This window comes from Streptomyces sp. NPDC004126, from assembly GCF_050275515.1.
Classification (GTDB): domain Bacteria; phylum Actinomycetota; class Actinomycetes; order Streptomycetales; family Streptomycetaceae; genus Streptomyces.
Window position 1 is genome coordinate 20034 of sequence record NZ_JBNNPF010000064.1, and the last position, 20303, is coordinate 40336.

General features: G+C 71.5%; 22 protein-coding genes. 10 read left to right on the plus strand and 12 right to left on the minus strand.

Annotation, left to right across the window (positions count from 1 at the left end):
* Positions 1-55: 55 nt before the first annotated feature.
* The 6 genes from ACQKM2_RS35850 to ACQKM2_RS35875 form a co-directional block, all read right to left on the minus strand.
* Positions 56-616 carry a hypothetical protein gene (locus ACQKM2_RS35850; RefSeq protein ID WP_427717207.1) on the minus strand — a complete coding sequence of 187 codons (561 nt, stop codon included), beginning with the start codon at positions 614-616 and terminating at the stop codon, positions 56-58.
* 285 nt (positions 617-901) lie between these two features.
* Positions 902-1357, minus strand: coding sequence for a hypothetical protein (locus tag ACQKM2_RS35855; RefSeq protein WP_427717208.1), 456 nt, complete (start codon positions 1355-1357; stop codon positions 902-904).
* 305 nt (positions 1358-1662) lie between these two features.
* Entirely contained in the window at positions 1663-2196 is a 534-nt protein-coding gene (locus tag ACQKM2_RS35860; RefSeq protein WP_427717210.1) for an EF-hand domain-containing protein, read from the minus strand.
* A 912-nt stretch (positions 2197-3108) separates the two neighbouring features.
* Positions 3109-3462 carry a ribosomal protein bL12 gene (locus ACQKM2_RS35865; protein ID WP_427717211.1) on the minus strand — a complete coding sequence of 118 codons (354 nt, stop codon included), beginning with the start codon at positions 3460-3462 and terminating at the stop codon, positions 3109-3111.
* A gap of 170 nt (positions 3463-3632) precedes the next feature.
* Positions 3633-3947, minus strand: a complete 315-nt coding sequence (locus ACQKM2_RS35870) for a hypothetical protein (protein ID WP_427717213.1) — start codon at positions 3945-3947, stop codon at positions 3633-3635.
* A gap of 348 nt (positions 3948-4295) precedes the next feature.
* Positions 4296-5465: an FAD-dependent oxidoreductase gene (locus ACQKM2_RS35875; RefSeq protein WP_427717214.1), complete on the minus strand. Its 1170-nt coding sequence runs from the start codon at positions 5463-5465 to the stop codon at positions 4296-4298.
* Between the two features lie 238 nt (positions 5466-5703).
* Here ACQKM2_RS35875 and ACQKM2_RS35880 point away from each other — a divergent pair, with 238 nt between their 5' ends.
* From ACQKM2_RS35880 to ACQKM2_RS35895, 4 genes are all read left to right on the plus strand, one after another.
* Positions 5704-6309, plus strand: coding sequence for a TetR/AcrR family transcriptional regulator (locus tag ACQKM2_RS35880; protein WP_427717216.1), 606 nt, complete (start codon positions 5704-5706; stop codon positions 6307-6309).
* A gap of 596 nt (positions 6310-6905) precedes the next feature.
* Complete coding sequence (locus ACQKM2_RS35885) at positions 6906-7178, plus strand: hypothetical protein (protein WP_427717217.1); 273 nt, start codon at positions 6906-6908, stop codon at positions 7176-7178.
* Entirely contained in the window at positions 7175-7546 is a 372-nt protein-coding gene (locus tag ACQKM2_RS35890) for a DUF6247 family protein (RefSeq protein WP_427717218.1), read from the plus strand. Before ACQKM2_RS35885 ends, ACQKM2_RS35890 begins: the two co-directional genes overlap by 4 nt.
* Positions 7543-7824, plus strand: coding sequence for a hypothetical protein (locus tag ACQKM2_RS35895; RefSeq protein ID WP_427717219.1), 282 nt, complete (start codon positions 7543-7545; stop codon positions 7822-7824). Before ACQKM2_RS35890 ends, ACQKM2_RS35895 begins: the two co-directional genes overlap by 4 nt.
* A gap of 36 nt (positions 7825-7860) precedes the next feature.
* Here the strand turns inward: ACQKM2_RS35895 and ACQKM2_RS35900 are convergent, their stop codons facing one another.
* Positions 7861-8580 carry a DUF6215 domain-containing protein gene (locus ACQKM2_RS35900; protein ID WP_427717221.1) on the minus strand — a complete coding sequence of 240 codons (720 nt, stop codon included), beginning with the start codon at positions 8578-8580 and terminating at the stop codon, positions 7861-7863.
* Positions 8581-9796: 1216 nt separating this feature from the next.
* Between ACQKM2_RS35900 and ACQKM2_RS35905 the strand changes: the two genes are divergently transcribed.
* The gene (locus ACQKM2_RS35905) at positions 9797-10681 is read left to right on the plus strand and encodes a terpene synthase family protein (RefSeq protein ID WP_427717222.1); all 885 of its coding nucleotides are present in this window, start codon (positions 9797-9799) and stop codon (positions 10679-10681) included.
* Positions 10682-10773: 92 nt separating this feature from the next.
* Here ACQKM2_RS35905 and ACQKM2_RS35910 read toward each other — a convergent pair whose 3' ends face one another.
* Positions 10774-11709, minus strand: a complete 936-nt coding sequence (locus tag ACQKM2_RS35910) for a hypothetical protein (RefSeq protein ID WP_427717224.1) — start codon at positions 11707-11709, stop codon at positions 10774-10776.
* Positions 11710-12579: 870 nt separating this feature from the next.
* Here ACQKM2_RS35910 and ACQKM2_RS35915 point away from each other — a divergent pair.
* Positions 12580-12942 (plus strand): hypothetical protein, encoded by a 363-nt coding sequence (locus ACQKM2_RS35915; protein WP_427717226.1) that lies wholly within the window; start codon positions 12580-12582, stop codon positions 12940-12942.
* A gap of 607 nt (positions 12943-13549) precedes the next feature.
* Positions 13550-14335 (plus strand): alpha/beta fold hydrolase, encoded by a 786-nt coding sequence (locus ACQKM2_RS35920; protein ID WP_427717227.1) that lies wholly within the window; start codon positions 13550-13552, stop codon positions 14333-14335.
* A 214-nt stretch (positions 14336-14549) separates the two neighbouring features.
* Here the strand turns inward: ACQKM2_RS35920 and ACQKM2_RS35925 are convergent, their stop codons facing one another.
* Both ACQKM2_RS35925 and ACQKM2_RS35930 read right to left on the minus strand, forming a co-directional pair.
* A complete protein-coding gene (locus ACQKM2_RS35925) occupies positions 14550-15605 on the minus strand; it encodes a DDE-type integrase/transposase/recombinase (protein WP_427717228.1) in 1056 nt (351 codons plus the stop codon).
* A gap of 250 nt (positions 15606-15855) precedes the next feature.
* Entirely contained in the window at positions 15856-16440 is a 585-nt protein-coding gene (locus tag ACQKM2_RS35930; protein ID WP_427717230.1) for a hypothetical protein, read from the minus strand.
* 265 nt (positions 16441-16705) lie between these two features.
* Between ACQKM2_RS35930 and ACQKM2_RS35935 the strand changes: the two genes are divergently transcribed.
* Positions 16706-17248, plus strand: coding sequence for a hypothetical protein (locus tag ACQKM2_RS35935; protein WP_427717231.1), 543 nt, complete (start codon positions 16706-16708; stop codon positions 17246-17248).
* A 367-nt stretch (positions 17249-17615) separates the two neighbouring features.
* Here ACQKM2_RS35935 and ACQKM2_RS35940 read toward each other — a convergent pair whose 3' ends face one another.
* Positions 17616-18221 (minus strand): hypothetical protein, encoded by a 606-nt coding sequence (locus ACQKM2_RS35940; protein ID WP_427717233.1) that lies wholly within the window; start codon positions 18219-18221, stop codon positions 17616-17618.
* Between the two features lie 31 nt (positions 18222-18252).
* Positions 18253-18879, minus strand: a complete 627-nt coding sequence (locus ACQKM2_RS35945; RefSeq protein ID WP_427717234.1) for a hypothetical protein — start codon at positions 18877-18879, stop codon at positions 18253-18255.
* A 376-nt stretch (positions 18880-19255) separates the two neighbouring features.
* Between ACQKM2_RS35945 and ACQKM2_RS35950 the strand changes: the two genes are divergently transcribed.
* Both ACQKM2_RS35950 and ACQKM2_RS35955 read left to right on the plus strand, forming a co-directional pair.
* Positions 19256-19822: a hypothetical protein gene (locus ACQKM2_RS35950; protein ID WP_427717236.1), complete on the plus strand. Its 567-nt coding sequence runs from the start codon at positions 19256-19258 to the stop codon at positions 19820-19822.
* Between the two features lie 4 nt (positions 19823-19826).
* Positions 19827-20063, plus strand: coding sequence for a hypothetical protein (locus tag ACQKM2_RS35955; protein ID WP_427717237.1), 237 nt, complete (start codon positions 19827-19829; stop codon positions 20061-20063).
* The last annotated feature ends 240 nt before the right edge of the window (positions 20064-20303 follow it).

The window sequence follows — 20303 nt, forward strand, 5'->3', positions numbered from 1 at the left end:
GGCCGCGAAATTCGCGTACGGATCATGATCGCCCAAGGAACCGGCCAGGCCAACGTCACCCGCAGACCACCCAACCCCAACCGGCACAGCTCGACCACCCGCACCGGCCCAGCACCGCCAACGGCACCGTCCCCGGCATAGTCAGCCGGCCCAGCGCCGCCCCGAACTCGCCCTCGGCCAGGACGGCCAGGGCATCGGCGTCCTCGTCGGTCGACCAGCCCGACAGCACGTCCTCCCCCGCCGCGTCCTCGTCCAAGACCAGGTGCGGGCCGTCGAGCTGGAACCGGACCGTGCGCCGCCCCGGGCCCACCATGGTGAGCGACGCGGACGGCATCCCCATCGGGACCCCGATCTTGTCGTGGGCCAGCAGCCACGCCACGACCGCCGCCCGGTCGAACTGCGGGTGCACGTCCGTACCGCCAGCAGGGACGGGGAAGTCGGCGTAGCGGCGGCGCCAACTCTGCACCGCGGCCCGGCCCACCCGGACCATCCTCGCGATCTCCGCCAGCAGCACCCAGTCCCGGCCCGGGACAACCGGGTTCAGCCCGGCGAGCGGGGAGCGGGCGCCCGCCGGGGCGGCGTACACCGCCCGCCAGTCCACCCACGGCCGCACCACCGGAAGCAGGGCGACCTCCTCGGCGGATTACAGCGCGACCGTGGTGACGCCGCCCTGCTTCACAGAAGGCCCCGGCACTATCATCGGAGCCTTCTCTCACAGCACGATCTGCCAAGAACCCCAAGGGAAATCCACGGGAGTCATCATGGACGTCGAATCAGAAGAGCCCATGCGCGAGTACATCGGATTCATCCGAATCACTGGCCAGCCGGACATCCCATTGCGCCTGATGGCTTCATCATCAGACGCAGCCCGAGAAGCAGTCATCGAGCAGTACGGAACCGGTCACATTATCTCGGTCTGGAATGAAGAGGACGCCAGTCGGCCCAGGTAGAGCCACCACCCGGTCCAGACCGGCAAACGGGGAGCGGGCGCCCGAAGGAGCCGCGTACACCGCCCGTCCACCAACAGCCGCACCACAGGGAGCAGCGCCACCTCCTCGGCCGAGTGGAGCGGGACGACGGTGACGCCGCCGTGGTGCTTGTAGTCGACCGTCACCGAGCCGACCGGGGCCACCCAGCCGAGGCACACCACGGCGTCGAAGTCGACGCGGCGAACCCCGAGGCGGTGGGCGGCCTGGTCCGGGCCGAGGGGCACGTGCCGGTCCAGAAGGGCGGGCAGGTCCCGGCGGCGGGCGAGGGTGGCGACCTGGTCCGGGTGGACGTCGGGGAACTCCGGGTCCCCGCCGAGACAGACGAGGAGGCCGGCGCGGGCGAGGTGGCCGACCGGCGCCGCGGTCACCCTCGGCCGGCACCCCCAACGCCTCCGTCAGCCGGCCCGCGGCCTGCCTCTCGTCGTACAGGAGAAGCACCGCTCCCGTGGCGGCGTATGGGTCTCCAGCGCCAAACCCGACGCGACGAACTCGCCACCGACCAGCCCGCCTCCCTCGTGCAGCTGGGGGTGGACTGGGCGTGACGGGTTGCCCGGCTCGTCGGCATCATGGCGCCCCGCAAGGTCGTGTGGTGTTGCGTGGCGCCGATGGGGATGCGTGTGGCCCGGTCGGAGGCCCGGCTGCGCCCTCGCCCTGCCGGGCGGGAGGGGTTGGCTCAGGGATGGGAGAAGGTTCGGTAGGCGGCCGCCATGGGGGAGGAGCCGGTGGTGACGTAGTCGTGGATGGCGGCGAGGTAGTCGTCGCGGTCGACGAGGCCGTCGCCGTCGGTGTCGAGGTCGTCGAAGGCCTGGCCGGCGCCGGCCTCGGTGTTGTGGGACGCCATGCGCAGCCGCGTGAACTCCTCGCGGGTGAGCCGGCCGTCAAGGTCGTGGTCGGCGACGTCGAAGAGCGAGCCGAGGGCCGGCCGGCAGGACCGCTCGAATGCGTCGTGTCCGGCCCAGGTGCGGTATTCCTCGAAGGTGACCCGGCCGTCGTGGTCGGCGTCCATGTCCGCGAACACCTCCTCGTGCGCGGCGCGTGCCGTGTGTACCACGGGCTCGTCGGCGCCTCGGCCCATGGCCGCCGCCGCCCGGTCGACCCGCGCGAGGTACTCCGTGTGGGTGATGGCACCGTCGCCGTCCCTGTCGAGCATGGCGAAGATGCGCCGCTTGGCCGTATCGGTCACGGTGGCGGTGGCTTGCTCGGGCACTGTTCTGTTCCTGTCTGCCGTCTACGGGACCGCTCCGGCGTACGCGTCCTGCGTGGGGCTCACGGCGTGCGCGGGTGCCGGCGGGATGACACCGCCGAGATCATCACGTTCGCCGACCGGTGGCCCCCCGGCCCGCCCGCTGTTCACCCGAAATGCTTGCGCGGCCGCTGAGCGCGCCCCGGTCACCCGTACGTGCCCGTCGGCCCCGGGCGCGGCGGCGGGTACGCCCCGCCGGCCGGCATGGAGTTCCTGCGCCGGGCCGGCCTGGACCAGGCTCGGTCCGTCAGGACGGTGATGGTGTCCGGGTGGGTCGGCCCGTGCTCCGCTTCGGGCTGCGTCTCCAGGCGGTGCGCGAGGACGACCGCGGTGGGCGCGTCTCCGGCCGCGTGGACGGCCCACAGCGCCGACCAGGCGGCCCGGTGCTCGTCGGGGAACGAGGGTGGCGGCCGGGCGCCAGGGGGACGGGCATCGGCCCGGCGGTGGGAGCCGGCGGCGGGGGCGCGGGTCTGCGGGCGGGTCGGGGGGTGCGACGTCGTGCACAGTGCCGTCCGGGCAGACGATCATGTTCCAGGGGGTGCGGAAGGACGGTTCGACCGCGCGGGCCGGTACGGGCCGCCCGCCCTGCGAGGGCTGCGCGGACGCGCAGTTCGGCGGACCGGCGCAGCTCCCGGCCCGACCGGCCGGCCGTCGACTACGGGATGCCGCCCGTCCCGCGCGGCTACGGTGCCGGCACGACCGGCTCCCCCGCCGCCCGTGCCGATGCCGCCCTCGCCCTGACGGACGACGTGCCCTGGACGTACGTCTGGAACTGATACAGCGGATGCGCGTCGAGTCGCTCCTGTGGTACGAGGGCGTCGGCTATGACGGCCACGACGGCCATCCCTCAACGGTCATCTGGCCCCCGGGAAACGCCTATCGCAGCTCGACCCTGCCTCCCGCCGACTCGAGCTTCGCCTTGACATCCGCGGCCGCCTCCCAGCTCACCGCCTCCACGATGACGGAAGGGGCACCGTCCACCTTCTCCTTGGCCTGCGCCAAGCCCATCCCGGTGACCTCGCGAAGAGCCTTGATGACATTGACCTTCATAGCGCCCCCTTCGGCCAGGACCACGTCGAACTCGGTCCGCTCCCCCTCTCCCCGTACAGCACCGGCCGCGGGGTCGTTCTCCTGATCCGGCATGCTCGTCCACCCATTCCCGCTCTCGGCACCGCACGTATCGGTGATCACCTTGTAGAACGCGGCGCCGCCACCGAAGGTGCTGCTCACGAGAGACCCGACGGTTCCCGTCGCCCGGCCCCTGCAGCGGGCAGGCCGCCCAGCGGCCGGCGGCCGCACGGCCGAGGAGGCGGCAGGCACACATCCATCCGTCCAGGTCTGAGGCCATTCGCGGGCGTTGGCCAGGTCCGTGGTCATCGCGCAGAGCGTCCACGGGGCCGTCAGGGCGTGCTCGTCGGAGAGGGCCTCCAGCAGGGCGCGGCGTACGGACGCGTGAGCAGCTCCTGACCGTCCAGTTGCAGGACGGCGAAGGCGACGAAGTAGGCCGGCCACTTCGCGGCCAGGCCCGGAGCGCTGCGGCCGCGGGCGGAGGCACGGTGCTGCAATGCCTCGAACGACAACCGGCCCTCTGTGACGTCCCAGACCAGGAGTTCGCCGTCCAGGACCAGGCTGGCGGGGAGCTGCGCCTCGGCGGCCGCCAGGAGGTCCGGCCAGCGGTCCTGAACCAGGGACCCGCGCCGGGTCTGGAGCAGCATCCGCCCACCCGGCCCGGCCGGGGTGAACAAGACTTCTGCTCATAGGCCACGCCCGTCCGCAGTACGGCCGGGCCCGGAAGCGCCTCGGCGGCCTGCGCCGGCATCGGATCCACCGGCGGCCGCAGCACCATCCGAAGCCTCCGAGTCCGGTGTCTCCATGACCAGCCTCGGCCCCGCGACGAGCGAGGGCCCCGCAGACTCGGGCAGGCACCGCTGCACGTGTGACCGAGTGCTTCACCTGGCGGGCTTCGCCAGCTGAAGCACTCACGCGAACCACTCGGCCGTCGCTGGGATCACTTCTGGCAGCAACCCCGTCGGCGGAGGCCGGGGGCGCCTTGTCGGCCTAGCTCAGCTGGTGTGAGCGGGGCGCGAGTCGGGGAGGGTGTCGGCCGGCCAGAGGCTGTCGGGGAAGGCTGCATCGTCGGAGTCGCTGTCAGGCATGAGGGTGGTGAGCATCTGCTGGGCGGTCTTCGCGTGGTCGGCGGCACGGGGCAGCATGACGCTCTCGTAGGCGTCGAGTGCCTCGTCGATGCCGGAGTGGGCAATGACGGCTCGGGCGAGCTCGGCGCCGTCGAGCAGGGCGAGGTTCGCACCGACGCCGACGGGCGGCATCAGGTGGGCGGCATCGCCGAGCAGGGTGATGCCGGGGACGCGCTGCCAGGAGTGGGGAACGGGAAGGATGAACACGGGCCGGTTGATGAAACCGCCGTCGTTGTCGCGCACGATGTCCAGCAGACTCTCGTGCCAGCCCTGGTACTGGGCGAGGAGGCGCGCGCGTACTGCTTGGGTGTCTGCGAGGTCGAGGCCGGCATGCCAGTCGCGGGGGCCGCGGAAGTTGATGTAGGCGCGGACGTGTCCCTTGCTGTTGCGCTGCAGCACCAGGCTGCGGCGGCCTGCCTTGGCCGACATGGTGCCGCGACCGACCAGGTGAGCGATGTTGGGGTGGCGGCCGTCGACGTCGTCGAAGTGGGCTTCCACCAACGTGACACCGGCGTAGAAGGGTTGGGCGTCGGAGAGCGCGGGGCGCACTCGGGACCATGCGCCGTCGGCGCCGATGACCAGGTCGAAGTCTTCTCCGGCGCGGTCATGGTGGTGCAGGCGGGCGGTACCGTTGGGCAGTGGGCTGACGGTTCTTACAGAGTGTCCCCAGCGGACCGTGCCGGGGGCGAGAGAGTCCAGCAGCAGCACGCGCAGCTGTCCGCGGTCGATCTCGGGCCTGCTCAGATCGTCGTCGCCGGCCTGGTCGTGGCGTATCAGGGTCGCGTGGCGGTCGTACAGGCGCCACTCCTGGCCTTCAGGCCGGGACAGGGCGAGGAACTGGTCGAACAGGCCGGCTGTGTGCAGGGCTGCCTGGCCTGTGTCTTCGTGGATGTCGAGGGTGCCGCCCTGCGAGCGGGAGTGCGCGTCGGTATCACGCTCGAACACCGTGACCGGCACGCCGTGCTGCTGCAGGACACGAGCGCAGACGAGACCGCCTAAGCCGGCGCCGGCGATCGCGATGCGAGGGGTGGTGGACATGAGGGTCACGCTCCATTCGACGGTTGAAGGGAGACCGGTGTGTCTTGTGGTGACGCCCTGCTCCGGGCACGGCGGATCAGTTGGTCTGGTGCGGGAACGCGTCCTGCGGTTCCGGCAGCTGAGTGCCGGTCAGGCGTCCCCACTCACAGAAGCACAGCAGATACAAAAGTACAACCGCTCCGATTTTTGAGTCGCTAACCTTTGAGATCAGATCCCCTCAAGGGGGTAAGGTGGGGGCATGACCGAGACAACGACAGGACGCCGCGAACGCAAGAAGGCCCATACGAGGCAGGCCCTGGCGGATGCCGCGGTGCGGCTGTTCACCGAGCACGGCTTCGACAACGTCGGGGTGCGCGAGGTGGCAGAGGCGGCCGACGTCTCGCTGAGCACGCTCTTCAAGCACTTCCCCAGCAAGGAAGCCCTGGTCTTCGACCTGGACGCGGACATCGAGAGCGCCCTGGTCGCCGCCGTTCGCGATCGGGCCCCCGGCCAGCCCGTGCTGCACGCCCTGCGCGACCACATGGTGCACTCACGAACGGCCGTGCGGACCGACGACCCGACTTTCGTCCTCGTCGAATCCACCCCCGCCCTGCGGGACTACGCCCGGCGCATGTGGTCACGCCACGAGAACACGCTGGCCGCCGCCCTCGCCGAGGCCACCGGGCTCGCCCCCGACTCCCCCGCCGTCTCCGGCCTGGCGCGCTTCGCCCTGGAGACCCCCGGCATCGCCCGCGCGAGCGAAGACCCGGCCAGGACCATGCGCGACCTGTTCGCCCTGCTGGAACACGGCTGGGCCGTCACCCCCCTGGCACAACAGGAAGACCGCCCGGGCCGGAACGGGTGACCGCGACCTCCCGACAGGTCGCAACGCTCTCGCCGAATGAAATACTCACCCGCCAACTCGAGCGCCCATCACCGGCATTGAGCCCGGCAGTGGAGGTCATCAAGTGCCGGCCCGGTCCGCGTACGGGCGCCTACGGCGTCGCCTGCGGGGGCTTCGCCGTGAGGTCACAGCCACGCTTTGCCCTTCCGCCTGTCGCCGATCGAGCGGTTGCAGTGCCTCGGGATGACGTCGATCGAGCGGACCGCGCATCCGCGGTTCAAGCGGCACATGCCTGGGCTCCCGGCTACGGACGTGGGAGCGAACGGGTCCTGACGTTGTGGCCGATCGTCGGTCCGGTCACGCAGTGCTCAGTTCGCGCATCCTGATGGCCGGTTTCGCCTTTTGCCCGGTCAGGACCCTCGGCCAAGACCAGGTGCGAACCGTCGAGCCGGAACCGGACCGTACGGCGGCCGTCACCGGTGCGGTCAGCGAGGCCGACGGCTTGCCACTCCGATACCCGCTCCAGCACGGTCGGCTCCTCATGGCGGGTAGTTCCCGCACCCTCTGTTTGTCAATCGCGCTTGCGTTTGCGGTACGCGTGGGGCAAGGTCGCCTTCATGACTACCTCCGGACCCGTACCCCGCGTCGGCCTGACTGCGCCGGAAACCCGCGAGCTCGACCGGCTCACCCAGCAGGTGGAAGCGTGCGCGGCCGCCCTGGAGCAGGCGCGGGCCGCGCTCGGCGAGGCAGCCGGGCGGATCGCCGCGGGCCACGGGCGCGGCGGACCGGCCGCGGTCGCCGCCCGCGTGGGATGGTCACGCCAGCACGTCTCCACCCTGACCGCCGCCCACCGCCGGCAGCAGCAGCAGCCCGAACAGGACGCGGCATGAGCACCGCCCCCGAACCCTCCCACGAGCCCGGCCTGCCCCAGCCGGCCGCCCGCGCCGAAGAGCTGCGCGCAGCGCTCTCCCGGCTCGCACCCGATCTGGTCGCGACCTTCGACGCCGAGCGGGCCGAGGCCGTCGCCCGCGCCCGCCAAGACGTCAGCTCCGCGCCCATGCGCAGGTTCCTGCGCCAGTGGGCCCTGCACGTCGCCATCGAACGCCACCCCCAGCAGGCCGCCCGGCTGCGCCTCCTCGAGGCGCGGGCCGCCGAGGTCACCGACCTGGAAGAGGCGCGGGCGATCGCCGCGGAGATCGGACAGATCATCGACAAGGCAGCCGCCGAGGCCGGGCTGTCCCATGGCGGGGAGTCTTGAGCGGCTGGGGGTGGGAGTACGACCCTGACGCCGAGCACGTGGTCAAAGGACTGCCCGGCCACGTCGTGGCCGAGGTGGAACGGCTTTCGGACGAGCTTGTCGCCCTCGCCGATGTCGGCGTCGACGTCACCGACATCGGCGAAGGCGCCCGCCGGGGCGTGCCGGGCGGAGTCCGCCGCATCCCTCTCCTGGCCGACGGCTGGTTCTACGCCCTGCCCCTGCCCCGCCTGACGCTGATCGCCATCATCCGCGTCATCCCCCCGTACACCGACCTGTAGAGCGACGACCGGCACGCCCGCGCGTCGGCCGCGGCGTCAGCCGGCTGGGGACCACCCCGGGACGGTCGGCAAGACCTTCTCCGCGACGCGCAGCAGCGCCGCATCGTCCCGGAGGCCGCCGTCGGTCCGCCAGACGCTCAGTTCGAACGAATCGCCTTGGTCCTGAACGTCCTTGGCCACCGACAGGACCCGTGCCGGAACGCCCGGGCCGCTGGAGGAGTCGCTTCCGTCGAGCCGGAACCGGATCTGCAGGGTCTGGTCCGAGTAGAGGGCCGCCGGGCGGCCCAGTACCGTGCGTCCCGGCACGGTGTCTCCCATCAGCCGAGCCGTACGTCCCACGGGGAGGCCGCCGTAGCCGGCGTCCAGCGTCACCGTGTACCCCTCGAACTCCACCTTGGCGGTCGGCATGACGATCGCCTCGCCCGTGCCGCCGGGCCGGAACGACCTGCTGCCTCCGCTCACCGTCCGCGCCTCCCGGCCCGGTATGCCCAGCAGGGCGTCGAGTCCGGGCTGGTACAGGGCCTCGCACAGTTCCCGGCCGGACGCGCGCCCAGGCGTCTTCGCGGTGTCCGCGTCTGCACAGGTGGACGGCTTCCGACGGTCATGGTTCCCTTCGCCCTCCCCCCCCACCACCACAGGCCCAGTGCGAGCACCGGCACCAGCACCAGGGCCGCGGCCGCCTGCCCCCACGCGCGGCCGCCCTTGTCGCGGCGTCGATGTCCTCGCCCATCTCCCCCTGTCGTTCCCGCGCCCCACAACGTGCCGGGATCCTCACCCGTCAAGATCGACACGTCGGGCGCGGGCCGCCCCGGAGGTGCAGGCCGAGAGGGTTCGGGAACGATGACGGTGTTCGCCTCCTCAGTGCGCCGTACCTGCCGGATCTGGGATCGACGACGGCCGGTCCAGGTCCTGGGGCAGCAAGGACGCTATCCAGGCGTCCCGGCGGGACCCGTTCTGGACCGTGCGGGCGCGGTGGGTTCCCTCCAGGACGTAGCCGACCCGTTCCGCGCAGGCGAGGGAGGCCTCCTTGCCCACTTCCACAACAGGCCCGACTGACAACCCGTCACTGCCAACACCCACTGACGCCAAACCGGCGCATCGCACGCGCGGGCGGGAGCCCCGCTCCAGGGCGCACCACGGCGCGCAGCACAGGCCCGCCTCCGGGCCGGGCGGCGAGCGGCGGGAGTGCCGGCTGCAGCGGCCGACCCGGGCGCTCGCGCTGGCGCCGGGGCTGCGGGCCGAGCTGGAGCACCGCGGGCTGCCACCGGAGTGTGAGCCGGTCCCGGCCGACGCCGCGAAGTCCGGGCAGACGCTTGTCGGGAGAGGGCTGCCCTTGGGGGCGGGGCTGACCGGCCGGCTGGTCGTCGCCCTGCCCAAAGGCACTGTGGGCGGGGCAGCGGTGTACACGGGCCTTGGCCGACCCGGGCGAGTTCCTCGGCTCCGAGGCGTCGCAGGAGGTCCTGCCCGTGGCCTTCAGCGCCGTACGCGAGATCCAGGGAGCCTGTTGCGTGCACTCCGCGCTCAAGGCGTCCGGTGCCGGGCAAAGCGTGGAGCGCATGATCCGTGACCGCCATGGGCAGGCTCTGGCGGCCTTGACCACTACCGACAGGCGGTCGACGTTCGCGACCGACTGTGTTCCCTGGCGGGGCAGATGGTGTGGAGGACAGCATGAGTCGCTCGCGTGATGGGGGAACGCCATGCCCAGCACGGAGCGACCCGCCCGGCGGCCGAGCCGGTGTCACCCGATTTCGACGAGAGGCTGCCCGCGATGGGTTCTGTGTCAGCGAACGGTCACCCCTACGACACCTACCTCAGTCCGGACGCTTCGCCACGCCTGTGGGACGGCACACTCCTCAGTCAGCTGAAAACTCCGTGGCACGACCTCACCGAACGAGCGAGGCCCTTTCCGGTCCAGTGCAACTACTTCCACTCCGCGGCCACGGAAGCAAGCGATCGGTGGCTGCGGCAGACGGTGACGCTGGAACCTCAGGTGTACGACCGGCTCCAGCGCGAGGACATCGGGGGCTTCTCCTCCTGGGTCTATCCCGACGCCACCGCAGGACAGGTCCGGGCCCTGAGCGACTTCCACCAGTGGGTGGTAGGGCTGGATGACCAGATGGACCGCCGCACCACCCTCGACACCAACCTGTCGGCCTGCACGATGCTGGAATCCCTCGGCACCGTCGAACTGGCCCCCTTCGACGACATCTTCACCCGCATGCGCGCCCTGGACATGACCGACCGCTGCGCCGAACAGTTCCTCAAGGCCATGCACCTGTACGGGGCATCGTCACGCCAAGAGGTCAAGGCATGCGAAGGCCAGACCGGGTTTGCCTCCCTGCCCGACTACGTGGCCAACCGCCGCGCATCGGCGGCGATGCCCGTCTACTTCGCGCTGGTCACCTGGATCTCCCGGATCGACCTGCCCGACGAGATCTACCAGCACCCCCTCGTGAGGCTGCTGGAGAATGCCTGCAGCGACTACGCGATGCTCTACAACGACGCCGGATCCTTCATCAAGGAATACCTGGCCGGCCGCAGCGAGGGGACCTTCGTGCGGCTGCTGTCCGAGCAGCACGGCCTCTCCGTGCAGGACACCTTGTACGAGATCGCCGATATGGCCGCGGCCGCGGCAGACGACCTCGAAGCAGCCAGCGACCAGATCGAAGACTGCGACCTCCCCGCACACCAGCGAGAGCAGGTCCACCGCTACGCCGACGGGCTGCGCAAGTACACCGGCGGCGTCAACCGCTGGAGCAACCACACCTGCCGCTACCTCATCGGACAACCCCTGACCACCATGCCCCCCACCTCCGACAAGGGCGACATCCATCACCTGCGGGACCACGCCGGGTAGGGCCAACACACTCGTTCGGGCACGGCTGCCCCGGAACTCATACCTGCCCTGGCTCCGCCTGGGTGCGTGCCGCCTCCCGGACGGAGACGCGGTCACGGGACCGGGCGAGCAGGAACGAAGAGCACAGGCGTCGTCAGCTCCCCGTCCACAACCTCTTGGACGGGCCAGCCCGTCACATCGAGCAGCAGCCCGTCCAGCAGCCCGCCGGACAGCTCGACGTAGTCGTGGCCCGGCCGCGGGCCCTGGGCGGGACCGCCCGGCTCCGCCCCGCACACCTGCCGGTCCCACCATGAAGCGCCCATGCGCGCAGCCTCTCCTGCGGGCCCGGCGGCCGGGCGGGGATGCCCGTGGGTGGCCGGGTGCCCGACGCAGTCGGGGGACGGGCAGGGGCGCGGGCGGGCGCGGTTCACGCAGTGGACCCCGCCCTCGATGTGGTTCTCCGCCGCCCGGCCCTCGGCCGGCCCGTGGTCAGGGCACCAGGACACGGCAGTGACCCCGCCGCAGGCATGGCGCACGCACCCGCAGCCGGCGCCCGCGCCCGCGTGCAGGACCGCGTGATGGGCCACACCCCCGTTCCGGGCGGCCGCTCCCCGCAGGCCGGCCGGCCAGGCCAGCGTCACCCGCAGGCCGCCCGACCCCGAACGGAACCGCTCCACCACCCGCACCCGGCCCAGCACCGCCAACGGCACGGTGCCCGGCGCGGTCAGCCGGCCCAGCGCCGCCCCGAACTCCCCCGCCGCCAAGGCAGCCAGCTCGTCGGCGTCCGCATCGGTAGACCAGCCGGGCAGCTCGTCTGCCCCCTCGGCGTCGTCGGCGAGGGCCAGGTGCGGGCCGTCGAGGCGGAACCGGACCGTGCGCCGCCCCGGGCCCACCATGGTGAGCGACGCGGACGGCATGCCCACGGGCACCTCGATCCTGTCGTGGGCCAGCAGCCACGCCACCACCGCCGGCCGGCCGAACTGCGGGAGCACGTCCGTGCCGCCGGACAGGGCGGGGAAGTCGGCATGCCGGCGGCGCCAGGCAACCACCGCGGCCCGGGACAACCGGGTCCAGGGAGGCGAGCAGGGAGCGGCGGCCCGCGCGGGTAGCGCGCACCGCCCGCCAGCCGACCGGGGGCCGGGCGACGGCGAGCAGGGCGACGTCCTCGGCGGAGTACAGCGGGACCGTGGTGACGCCGCCGTGGTGCTTGCAGTCGACCGTCACCGATCCCACGGGTGAGACGAAACCCAGCCGCACCGCGGCGTCGAAGTCGACGCCGCGGACCCCGAGCCGGCGGGCTGCCTGGTCCGGGCCGAGGGGGACGTACCGGTCGAGGAGGACCGGCAGGTCCCGGCGGCGTGCGAGGGCTGCCACCTCGTCCGCGTGCACTACCGGCACATCCACCGGACCACCCAGCCGCAGCAGGAACCCCGCCGCCACCAGGTCCGCGAAATGCGGCGCAGGCAGATCAAACACACCCTCCCGGAACGCAGGGACCAGCGGGCCAACCACGGGTCTACGCCAGCCGACTGCTGCTGTCCGGAACACCCCCGCGGACGCGGGGGTGAACCGCTCGCTTCGACGGCCCACCAGTGCTGGCGGCAGTGCTCCCCGCCGACGGGCGCGGGCCGCGGCACGGCGAAGGGCCGCCACCCCAGGCGGGTGACGGTCCTCAAGACAGCTACGGAGCGGGGGGTGAACTCCACATCCGTGCCGCCACAGCCGGCCGCAATGTCCAGCAGCCGGCCAGCGGCAGAGTCCGTTCAGCCGTACCTCGCTGGGCACATTGATGAGTACGCCGACGCCGCTGCCAGCAGGTCACCCTCAGGGATGGACCGCGTCATCCCTTGGTGGTAACGGTGATCATCCCAGCCCCGAAGCCTCCTACCGTCGGCACAAACCCAACGGAAGGAAGACCTATGCGCCTGGCCCCTGCCCTCCGAGCCCTCCTGGCCACTGCCGTCCTGGTCGGCGGGACCGTCATGGCCACCGCCACCCCCGCCGGCGCAGCCACCTGCCCGACCCGCGAATCCCCCAAAACCGACGCCGGAAAGGCCAGCTGGACCCTGACCTGCCGCCAGGTCGAAGGCCAGACCGCGCTCTACGTCGACGGGTGGGTGGAGGACACCCGTCGCGACGCCCTGTGCGCGGTCGTCCGGATCACCCCGGAAGGACGGAACTACGCGGACGAGGTACGGGCCTGCGGCTACGGCACCCGCGTCCAGATCGACAAGTTCTACCAGGGCCGCAGCGCCATCGTGAGGCTCGCCGTCAGCAGGTGAAGCCCAGCACGGCGGCCGGCGAGGTGCACCACATCACCTCGCCGGCGCGCTACCGAACCCAGAGGAGATGCGCCGCATACCCCGCCGCTTCGCTCAAGTTTGGCGAACTCGTCGAGGTAAACAGTCCTGGGTGACGCCGTCGAGCGTCACAGGGGTCCTCCAGCACGGTCAGGACGGCGCACGCCACGAAGGACACCCCCTCCCGAGGAACCCGTCCACGCCTCCTCAGGGTCCCGCGCCGCGCCCGCCGCTGCGGAGCAGCTGCCGAGTTCTACGAGCCGGAGGCCGGCCGCCACGTCCCACCGGACCGGGTCTGGTCGGCGAGGCTTTGCGGGGACCACCTCGTCACTGCCCGGCGCGAGGTACTGCGGCAGTTCGCAGGCGGCATCGACGCGGACAACCGGCGCGTACACCGGACCTTCCGGCACCCTGGTCACCCCACGGCAGCCGAGATCACAAACCACACCAGGGAGAGACCAGGCACAACCCACCCAACCCCCGCTGACGACCAACCAGCGCCACCAGCAGACCCGTTCACAAGGCCTCATGTGTAAGACTGGCCCGTTCCCGGTTTACGCATGTGCTTGTCCGCGACAGAGAGGTCCCCATGCCCACGATCACGACCGACCACGGCCAGCAGGTGCACTACAGGGACCACGGGAGCGACGGACAACCGGCCGTCCTCCTCCTGCACAGCTTCTTCATGGACGGCGAGATGTTCGCCGCCCAGGTTGCCGACTTCGGCGGCGAGTTCAGGCTGATAACGATGGACGAACGCGCCCACGGCGGCACCCCAGCCGACGCGCCCTTCGACTACTGGGACGTTGCCCACGACGCACTCGCCCTCCTCGACCACCTCGGTATCGCCCGCGCGGCAGTCATCGGCACCAGCCAGGGCGGATTCATCGGCATGCGGATGGCGCTGCTCGCCCCGGAGCGCGTCGCCGCGCTCGCGCTGCTCGGCACCTCGGCCGCGGCGGAGGCCCCCGAGGTAGCCGCTGCCTACCGGCAGTCCGCCGCCATCTGGGCCGAGCAGGGCCCCGTCGACGCGCTCATCGAGCAGACCGCCGCCATCTGCCTGGGCGGCGCCCGCCACCCGGAGTGGGAGCGGAAGTGGCGCGCCTACCCCACCGAGCAGGTCCTCCTGGCCATCGAGGCGCTGGCGGGCCGGGACGACATCGTGGCCCGCCTGCCCGAGATCACCTGCCCGGCACTGGTCCTGCACGGCACGGACGACGCCGCGTACACGGTGGCGGCGGCCGAGCAGATCGTGGCGGGCATCCCGAAGTCGGAGCCCCTCGTCACCGTCGAGAGGGGCAAGCACTTCCTCAGCTTCACCAACGCCGAGGCGGTCGACCCCCACCTGAGGACGTTCCTCCACGCCCAGCTGTGAGCAGCCCGCCCGCCCAACCCGTCTTCACGATCCCGCTGGCCGACGGGCACCACCTTCACGTAGTCCGCCGGCCGTGGAATGAGGACCCAGGCGGCGACTACGTCCTGCACCACTCGGCTGGGAACGTTCTGGCCGCCAAGGCGGCGCCGCCGCGGGCACGGGCTGCGGCCCGGCGCTGCAACGCCTGGAACGACAGCCGGCCCTCCTCGGCATCTCAGACGACCAACTCGCCATCGAGGACCAAGCCGTTCGTGTGGGTCGCGTCGAGGATCTTCAGGTGGTCGATTCCAGTCGGTGGGGCCGGCTCCGGCGGTGTCTCCGGACTCGCCTTCGGATGGGTGTGCCGGCCCACCCGGTGCGGGACGGCCTTGCCCGCGGTCTTCCCCGAGGCCCTCACTTCGATCTCGGTCAGGTCGAACGGGTCGAAGACCAGCTCGACTTTCATCCCGGCCAGCATCGGGTCGACTTCGTAGCTGTTGCCGTGCAGGCTGACCGTCGCGGTTTTCGTCACGGTCCGGAACTCCGACCACAGAAACGCCTCCCGAAGATCAGCGGGGCTGGGCAGCGGCAGCGGCCGGGGAATCGAACCCGGCCACCGTTCGATCGGAGGCTGCCCGGTCTCCGAGTGCACCGTGCGGTGATAGACCGTCTCCACCCGCGCGGTGAAAAGCCTGTTCAGCTCAGTGAGGTGCTCAATCTGACCGACCCGTTCGTCATCAAGCTCGACCAGGAACTGGTCACGGACGGTGCGGAAGAACCGTTCGATTTCGCCTCGGCCCTGAGGGCGTCCGGGCTTGGAATGGGTGAGGCGAACGGCCAGGGACGCGCATGCCCGCAAGAGCCACGTGTCCACGAAGGCACTCCCGTTGTCGACGTAGATCGACTCCGGGACGCCGCGGGAAGACAGCGCTGGCCGCAGGGCTGCGGCCAGGCGGACGGTGTCCTCGGCGAACCCGAACCGGTGGCCCACGATCGCCCGGCTGTGATCGTCGATGAAAGCGAACAGGTATGTCTTGCGCCCGCAGATCTCCGGTCCGTGCAGGGCGTCCCCGGTCCACAGCTCGTTGCCGCAGGTGGCCTCGAACCGGCCGAACACGCTGGGCTGGCCGCCCTCGCCGGTGCCCGTGAGACCGATGCCGGCGAAGTGCCGCTGCAGGGTCCGGTCGGTCGGCGACCAGCCCTGCGTCGTCCGCAGGATCCGCTGGATCTGCGCGGCCGTGCGGGCCGGGTTCTCCTTCTTCAGCGCGGCCGCCAGGTCCAGCACCTCCACCGGGGTCCTCGGGGTGACCTGCCGCTGGGCGGGAACCAGGGCGGGAAACCCGCCCGCGCGGTAGTGCCGGACCCAGCGTGCCGCGGGCGACCCGCACCTGCCGGGCCCGCTCCGCCCGGCGACGTTCCTCATCCTCACTCGGTGACATAGGCAACCCACCTCACGTCTCGAACAGAGCCCCCGCTTCACCGGCGGACACGATCAAGACTTCCGGCACCTCCCGATCCCGCCCAGGGACGGCCCGTGTTGATCAAATGGCTGTAGAAGGCGAGGTCAGAACCTTGCCGCCTATCACCCGGCCGGCGAACTCCCACCGCGACACCGTGAGCATCTGCGGCCACCTCGCCACGGCTGCCTGATGCGCCGCTGCGACCGCCAAGACGGCATCGGCGAGCGTCGACGGCGCCGCATCCGGCATCACCGGGTCATCGGCGAGTGCGACCAGAGCGATGGTGAAATGCCGCCGGACGTCCTCCGCCCGTCCAGTGAACGCCCGCAACCAGCCGCGGACCGTGCCCTCGGCGAGGCCCAGCATCGCGGCGACCCGCCGGTGCCCCATTCCCAAGGCCGCTATCTCCAGCCCGGCCCCGATCACGGCGGCCGCATCCGCCCGCCGTGGCCAGGACACCTCCGCCAGCAGCATGTGCGTGACGCCGCAGCCCGAACAACGCGTACGACGCGGCCGCAGAAGCAGCCGAGCCCCCAGATCACCCCGGATCTCCCGGGCCCTGCCATGGCCCCACGGCGCCAGAACCGACGAACACACCGGACATGTCAGCCGACCGGCCCGCAGGCGCCGTTCCACCAGCAGCGCATCCGGGTCCACGATCAGCACGGCAGCCTCCGCAGCCCACAGCGTGCTCCCGTTCCGAGCACGGCCGAAGTACCGCCAGCCTGCCCAAACATCAAAGGATCATGTAGCCCGACAAGGCCCGCCCGCGTGCACTCACCACGTCCTGGTCCGAGGATGTTCAGATCGCGTATCGGTCCTGGTCAATCCCAATGACCGGCAGTCGAACGACTGTTAAGAAGGCACCACAGATTGGAAGGTCCGGCCCGGAGCTCAGACATCGACCGGGATCCGTCAAAGAAGGGGCGCCGTGCATACAAAAGCCAGGAGGGTGCTGCGGCGGAAGTCCTTCGTCGCCCTGTCACTGCTGTTCACCGTGTTGCTCGGAGGGTTCGTCCTCGGCGCATGGGTGAGTATGGCCGACAGCGGGCTGGACTCCGACGCCCTCACAGTTATGGCTGCATGCTTGGGCGGGATCGCCTTCATCCGGCGAATCACCGGGTCACGCATCGTGCTCGGCGAGAGAGTCCTGTCCGTGGTGAATCCGGTGTTCACCCACGACATTCCCTACCGAACCGTGGCCAACGTGGCAGCCGACAACGGCGGGACCCTGACCATCACCACGTCGCAAGCCCTCGACATCGGGGCCTTCGGGTTCGCCGGGTCAATCATCGATCACTTCGTTGGCTCCACCGACCGGGCCGTTGCCCAGATCAAGGCCTGGCGCACGAAACGGCGGGACCTGTGCACGGACTCCCGTACAGTCCGGCGTTACACAAGGGCATGGATCGCCGACGGCTGCACCGTTGGGATGCTCGTCTGTATCGTCCTCGTCGGCGCCATCGGAGGCTGACCGACACCGGCCGAGCAACACCCGAACTCCGCAGGCGACCCCGTACACGATATGCCGTGGGCCTTCGCGGACACTTCGAGACTCGCTCGCGCTCACCGTGTCGTCGCACACGAAGAGGCAGCCAGGACCCAGACACGATCACAGCCCGTGTGCAACGGAAGTGTCGCCGTCACCCCTTCTCATGGCCACGCAGAGAGTCGTCTAACAACCGGTAGCGGCACGAGACCCACCGCGCGCCAGCAACCCCGCAACCTGCGGCTACCAGCAGGAACCGAGCCGCCAGCCCTCCGCACACCGTTCACAGCGTCCCCCGAACGCCCAACCCCATCCGCCGGGTGACCGGGTGCCCGACATGGTCGGGGGACGTTCAGGAACGGGCAGCGGCGCGCACGCGGGCGCGGTCCGCGCAGTGGATCCCGCCCTCGATGTGGCTCTCGCTCGCCCGGCCCTCGGCCGGACCGTGATCCGGGCGCCACGACACGGCGGTGACCCCACCGCAGGCATGGCACACGCACGGACAGCCGGCGCCCACGCCCCCGCCCGCGGCGAGGACCGCGTGATGGGCCACTCCCCCGGACGGCGCCGCCGTACCCCGCAGGCCCACGGGCCAGGCCAGCGTCACCCGCAGACCGCCTGCCCCCGACCGAAACCGCTCGCCTACGCGCACCCGGCCCACTACCGCCAGCGGCACCGCCCCCGGCACGGTCAGCCGACCCAGCGCCGCCCCGAACTCGCCCTCGGTCAGAGCGGCCAGGGCGTCGGCATCCTCGTCGGTCGACCAGCCGGACAGCACGTCCTCCCCTTCGGCGTCCTCGGCGAGGACCAGGTGCGGGCCGTCAAGGCGGAAGCGGACCGTGCGGCGCCCCGGGCCGACCACGGTCAGGGCGGCCGACGGCATCCCGATCGGGATGCCGATCTTGTCGTGGGCCAGCAGCCACCCCACCACCGCCGCACGGTCGAACTGCGGGTGCACCTCCGTACCGCCCGCGGGGGCGGGGAAATCGTCATGGCGGCGGCGCCAGCTCTGGACCGCAGCCCGGGACGGCCGGGGAAAGGGCGGCGAGCGGGGAGCGGGCGCCCGCGGGAGCGGCGTACACCGCCCGCCAGTCCACCGACGGCCGCGCCACCGGGAGCAGCGCGACCGCCTCGGCCGAGTAGAGCGGGACGACCGTGACGCCGCCCTGCCGCTTGTAGTCGATCTCCACCGAACCCACCGCGGCGACCCAGCCGAGGCGCACCACGGCGTCGAAGTCGACGCGGCGAACCCCGAGGCGGTGGGCGGCCTGGTCCGGGCCGAGGGGAACGTGCCGGTCCAGCAGCACCGGCAGGTCCCGGCGGCAGGCGAGGGCGGCCACCTGATCCGGGTGGACGTCGGGGAACTCGGCGTCGCCGCCGAGGTAGACCAGCAGCCCGGCGCGGACGAGGTGGCCGACCGCCGAGGCGGTCACCCGCGGCCGGCACCGCAACGGCTCCCCCAACGCCTCCGTCAGCCGGTCGGCGGCCTCCACCACCGCCCGCGACCACTGCCCTGGGCCGGCGTCGGCCGGCGGGACCAGGCCCGTACCGGCAGCCCACCGCCAGGCAGCCTGCGGCTCGAACTCGTCATAGACCTCGCGTACCGAACGGCGCATCCGAACCACACTCCAAACACACGACGGCGCGGCCCGCCCGCCCGCCCCAGAGCGACGTCGGCGCCCAAGCCTGAGGCCAGGTGTGAGCAGACAGCTGTACCCGCACCAGGACGAAACCGTCGACGCGGTACTGCGTGCCGTTGACCTGCCCGCGTTGGCCACCCCCGACCGGGAACTGAGCACCCAGGTCGTCGTGGGCGGGGGCCGAGCGCGCAGCGGTGGTCAGGTACACCGTGAACTCTCCGAGGGTGTGGGCGGTCGGTTTCCCAGCTCTGTCGGGGATCTTGGATGTCATAGGACGTGGAGAGTGGGATCACCCCACCCCCGAACTGGCTGGGTGGGTACTTTCGCCGTGGCGACCTTTTACCTTGGTTCCATGAGCGAGACGGGCGCGAGAGGTCGGGTCGAGAGGCCACACGAGGATGTCCACGCCCGTGAGCACGGTGCCCGCGCGCGGTGCCTGCCCGAGCCGTGGATGTGCGATGTCTTCCATCTCGACGGCAGCCTGAGGGATATTCGGGTCCTTGACACGACCCGTGGCGAGTGGATTGCGGTCCTCGATCGGCTGCGTGCTGTGGCGGACGAGACCGAGGTGGAGCACCCCTACCCCCAGCTCGACCCCGCCCATCCCTTCTTCACCGACCTCTTCCACGCCTGGGCAGACGACCCCGAGGGCGAGGCAACTACGTTCTCCTTCCGAGCCCGCTTCGGCGCCGTGTGGTTCGCCGCCCTGCCTTGCTTCGAGGAGGAGATCGAGTTCTCCGTCTGGCCCGAGGACGTCCTCGACGGGGCGGGGGTGGCCGCCGTGCTGCGATTCCTGGTCGAGATCGCGACTACGAGTCAAAGACGCGCTCTGCTGACTGGCGAAACCGTGCAGTACTGCCCGGAGATGCCGACGCTGATCTCCCACGACCCTGTCACCGGCCTCACTTCCCACATCTGAAAGGGTGTCGTGGACGTCCTCGACGGCCCGTGCCGATGGCGCTCTCGCTCTGCTGGACGACGTGCCGTGGGAGGTGCGGCTGGAGCCGACACGGCGGATGCGCGTCGAGTCGCTCCGATGGCGCGAGGGCGACCGGGTGGCGCTGCGGCGGACCGTCGCCGGCCGCTACCTCGACTTCGACCGCGGCACAGAACTCGCGCGGGGCGAGGACACGCTCTGCGAGATCAACCGGAACGCCTGAACCGCCCCTCGGCCGCACCCTCCCGCACCGACCGGCCACCCCCGGCGACGGGACGCCGCCCCGCCACACGAACCGGCCCGGCTCCACGCCGCCGGGACCGGCTCCGGGCATACGGAAGCGGGGGGGGGGGGCCCGGGGGGGGGGGGGGCGGGGGGGGGGGGCCCCCCCCGGGGGGCGCCCCCCCCCCCCCCCCCCCCCCGCCCCGCCGCGCCCCCCCCGCGCCCCGCCCGCCCAGCCCGC

Bases quoted from the DNA above. Each gene is read 5' to 3' on its own strand.
- ACQKM2_RS35870 (WP_427717213.1), bottom strand. From the start codon at position 3,947: ATGCTGCTCCAGACCCGGCGCGGGTCCCTGGTTCAGGACCGCTGGCCG.
- ACQKM2_RS35875 (WP_427717214.1), bottom strand. From the start codon at position 5,465: ATGTCCACCACCCCTCGCATCGCGATCGCCGGCGCCGGCTTAGGCGGT.
- ACQKM2_RS35880 (WP_427717216.1), top strand. From the start codon at position 5,704: ATGACCGAGACAACGACAGGACGCCGCGAACGCAAGAAGGCCCATACG.
- ACQKM2_RS35885 (WP_427717217.1), top strand. From the start codon at position 6,906: ATGACTACCTCCGGACCCGTACCCCGCGTCGGCCTGACTGCGCCGGAA.
- ACQKM2_RS35890 (WP_427717218.1), top strand. From the start codon at position 7,175: ATGAGCACCGCCCCCGAACCCTCCCACGAGCCCGGCCTGCCCCAGCCG.
- ACQKM2_RS35915 (WP_427717226.1), top strand. From the start codon at position 12,580: ATGCGCCTGGCCCCTGCCCTCCGAGCCCTCCTGGCCACTGCCGTCCTG.
- ACQKM2_RS35920 (WP_427717227.1), top strand. From the start codon at position 13,550: ATGCCCACGATCACGACCGACCACGGCCAGCAGGTGCACTACAGGGAC.
- ACQKM2_RS35945 (WP_427717234.1), bottom strand. From the start codon at position 18,879: ATGCGCCGTTCGGTACGCGAGGTCTATGACGAGTTCGAGCCGCAGGCT.
- ACQKM2_RS35950 (WP_427717236.1), top strand. From the start codon at position 19,256: ATGAGCGAGACGGGCGCGAGAGGTCGGGTCGAGAGGCCACACGAGGAT.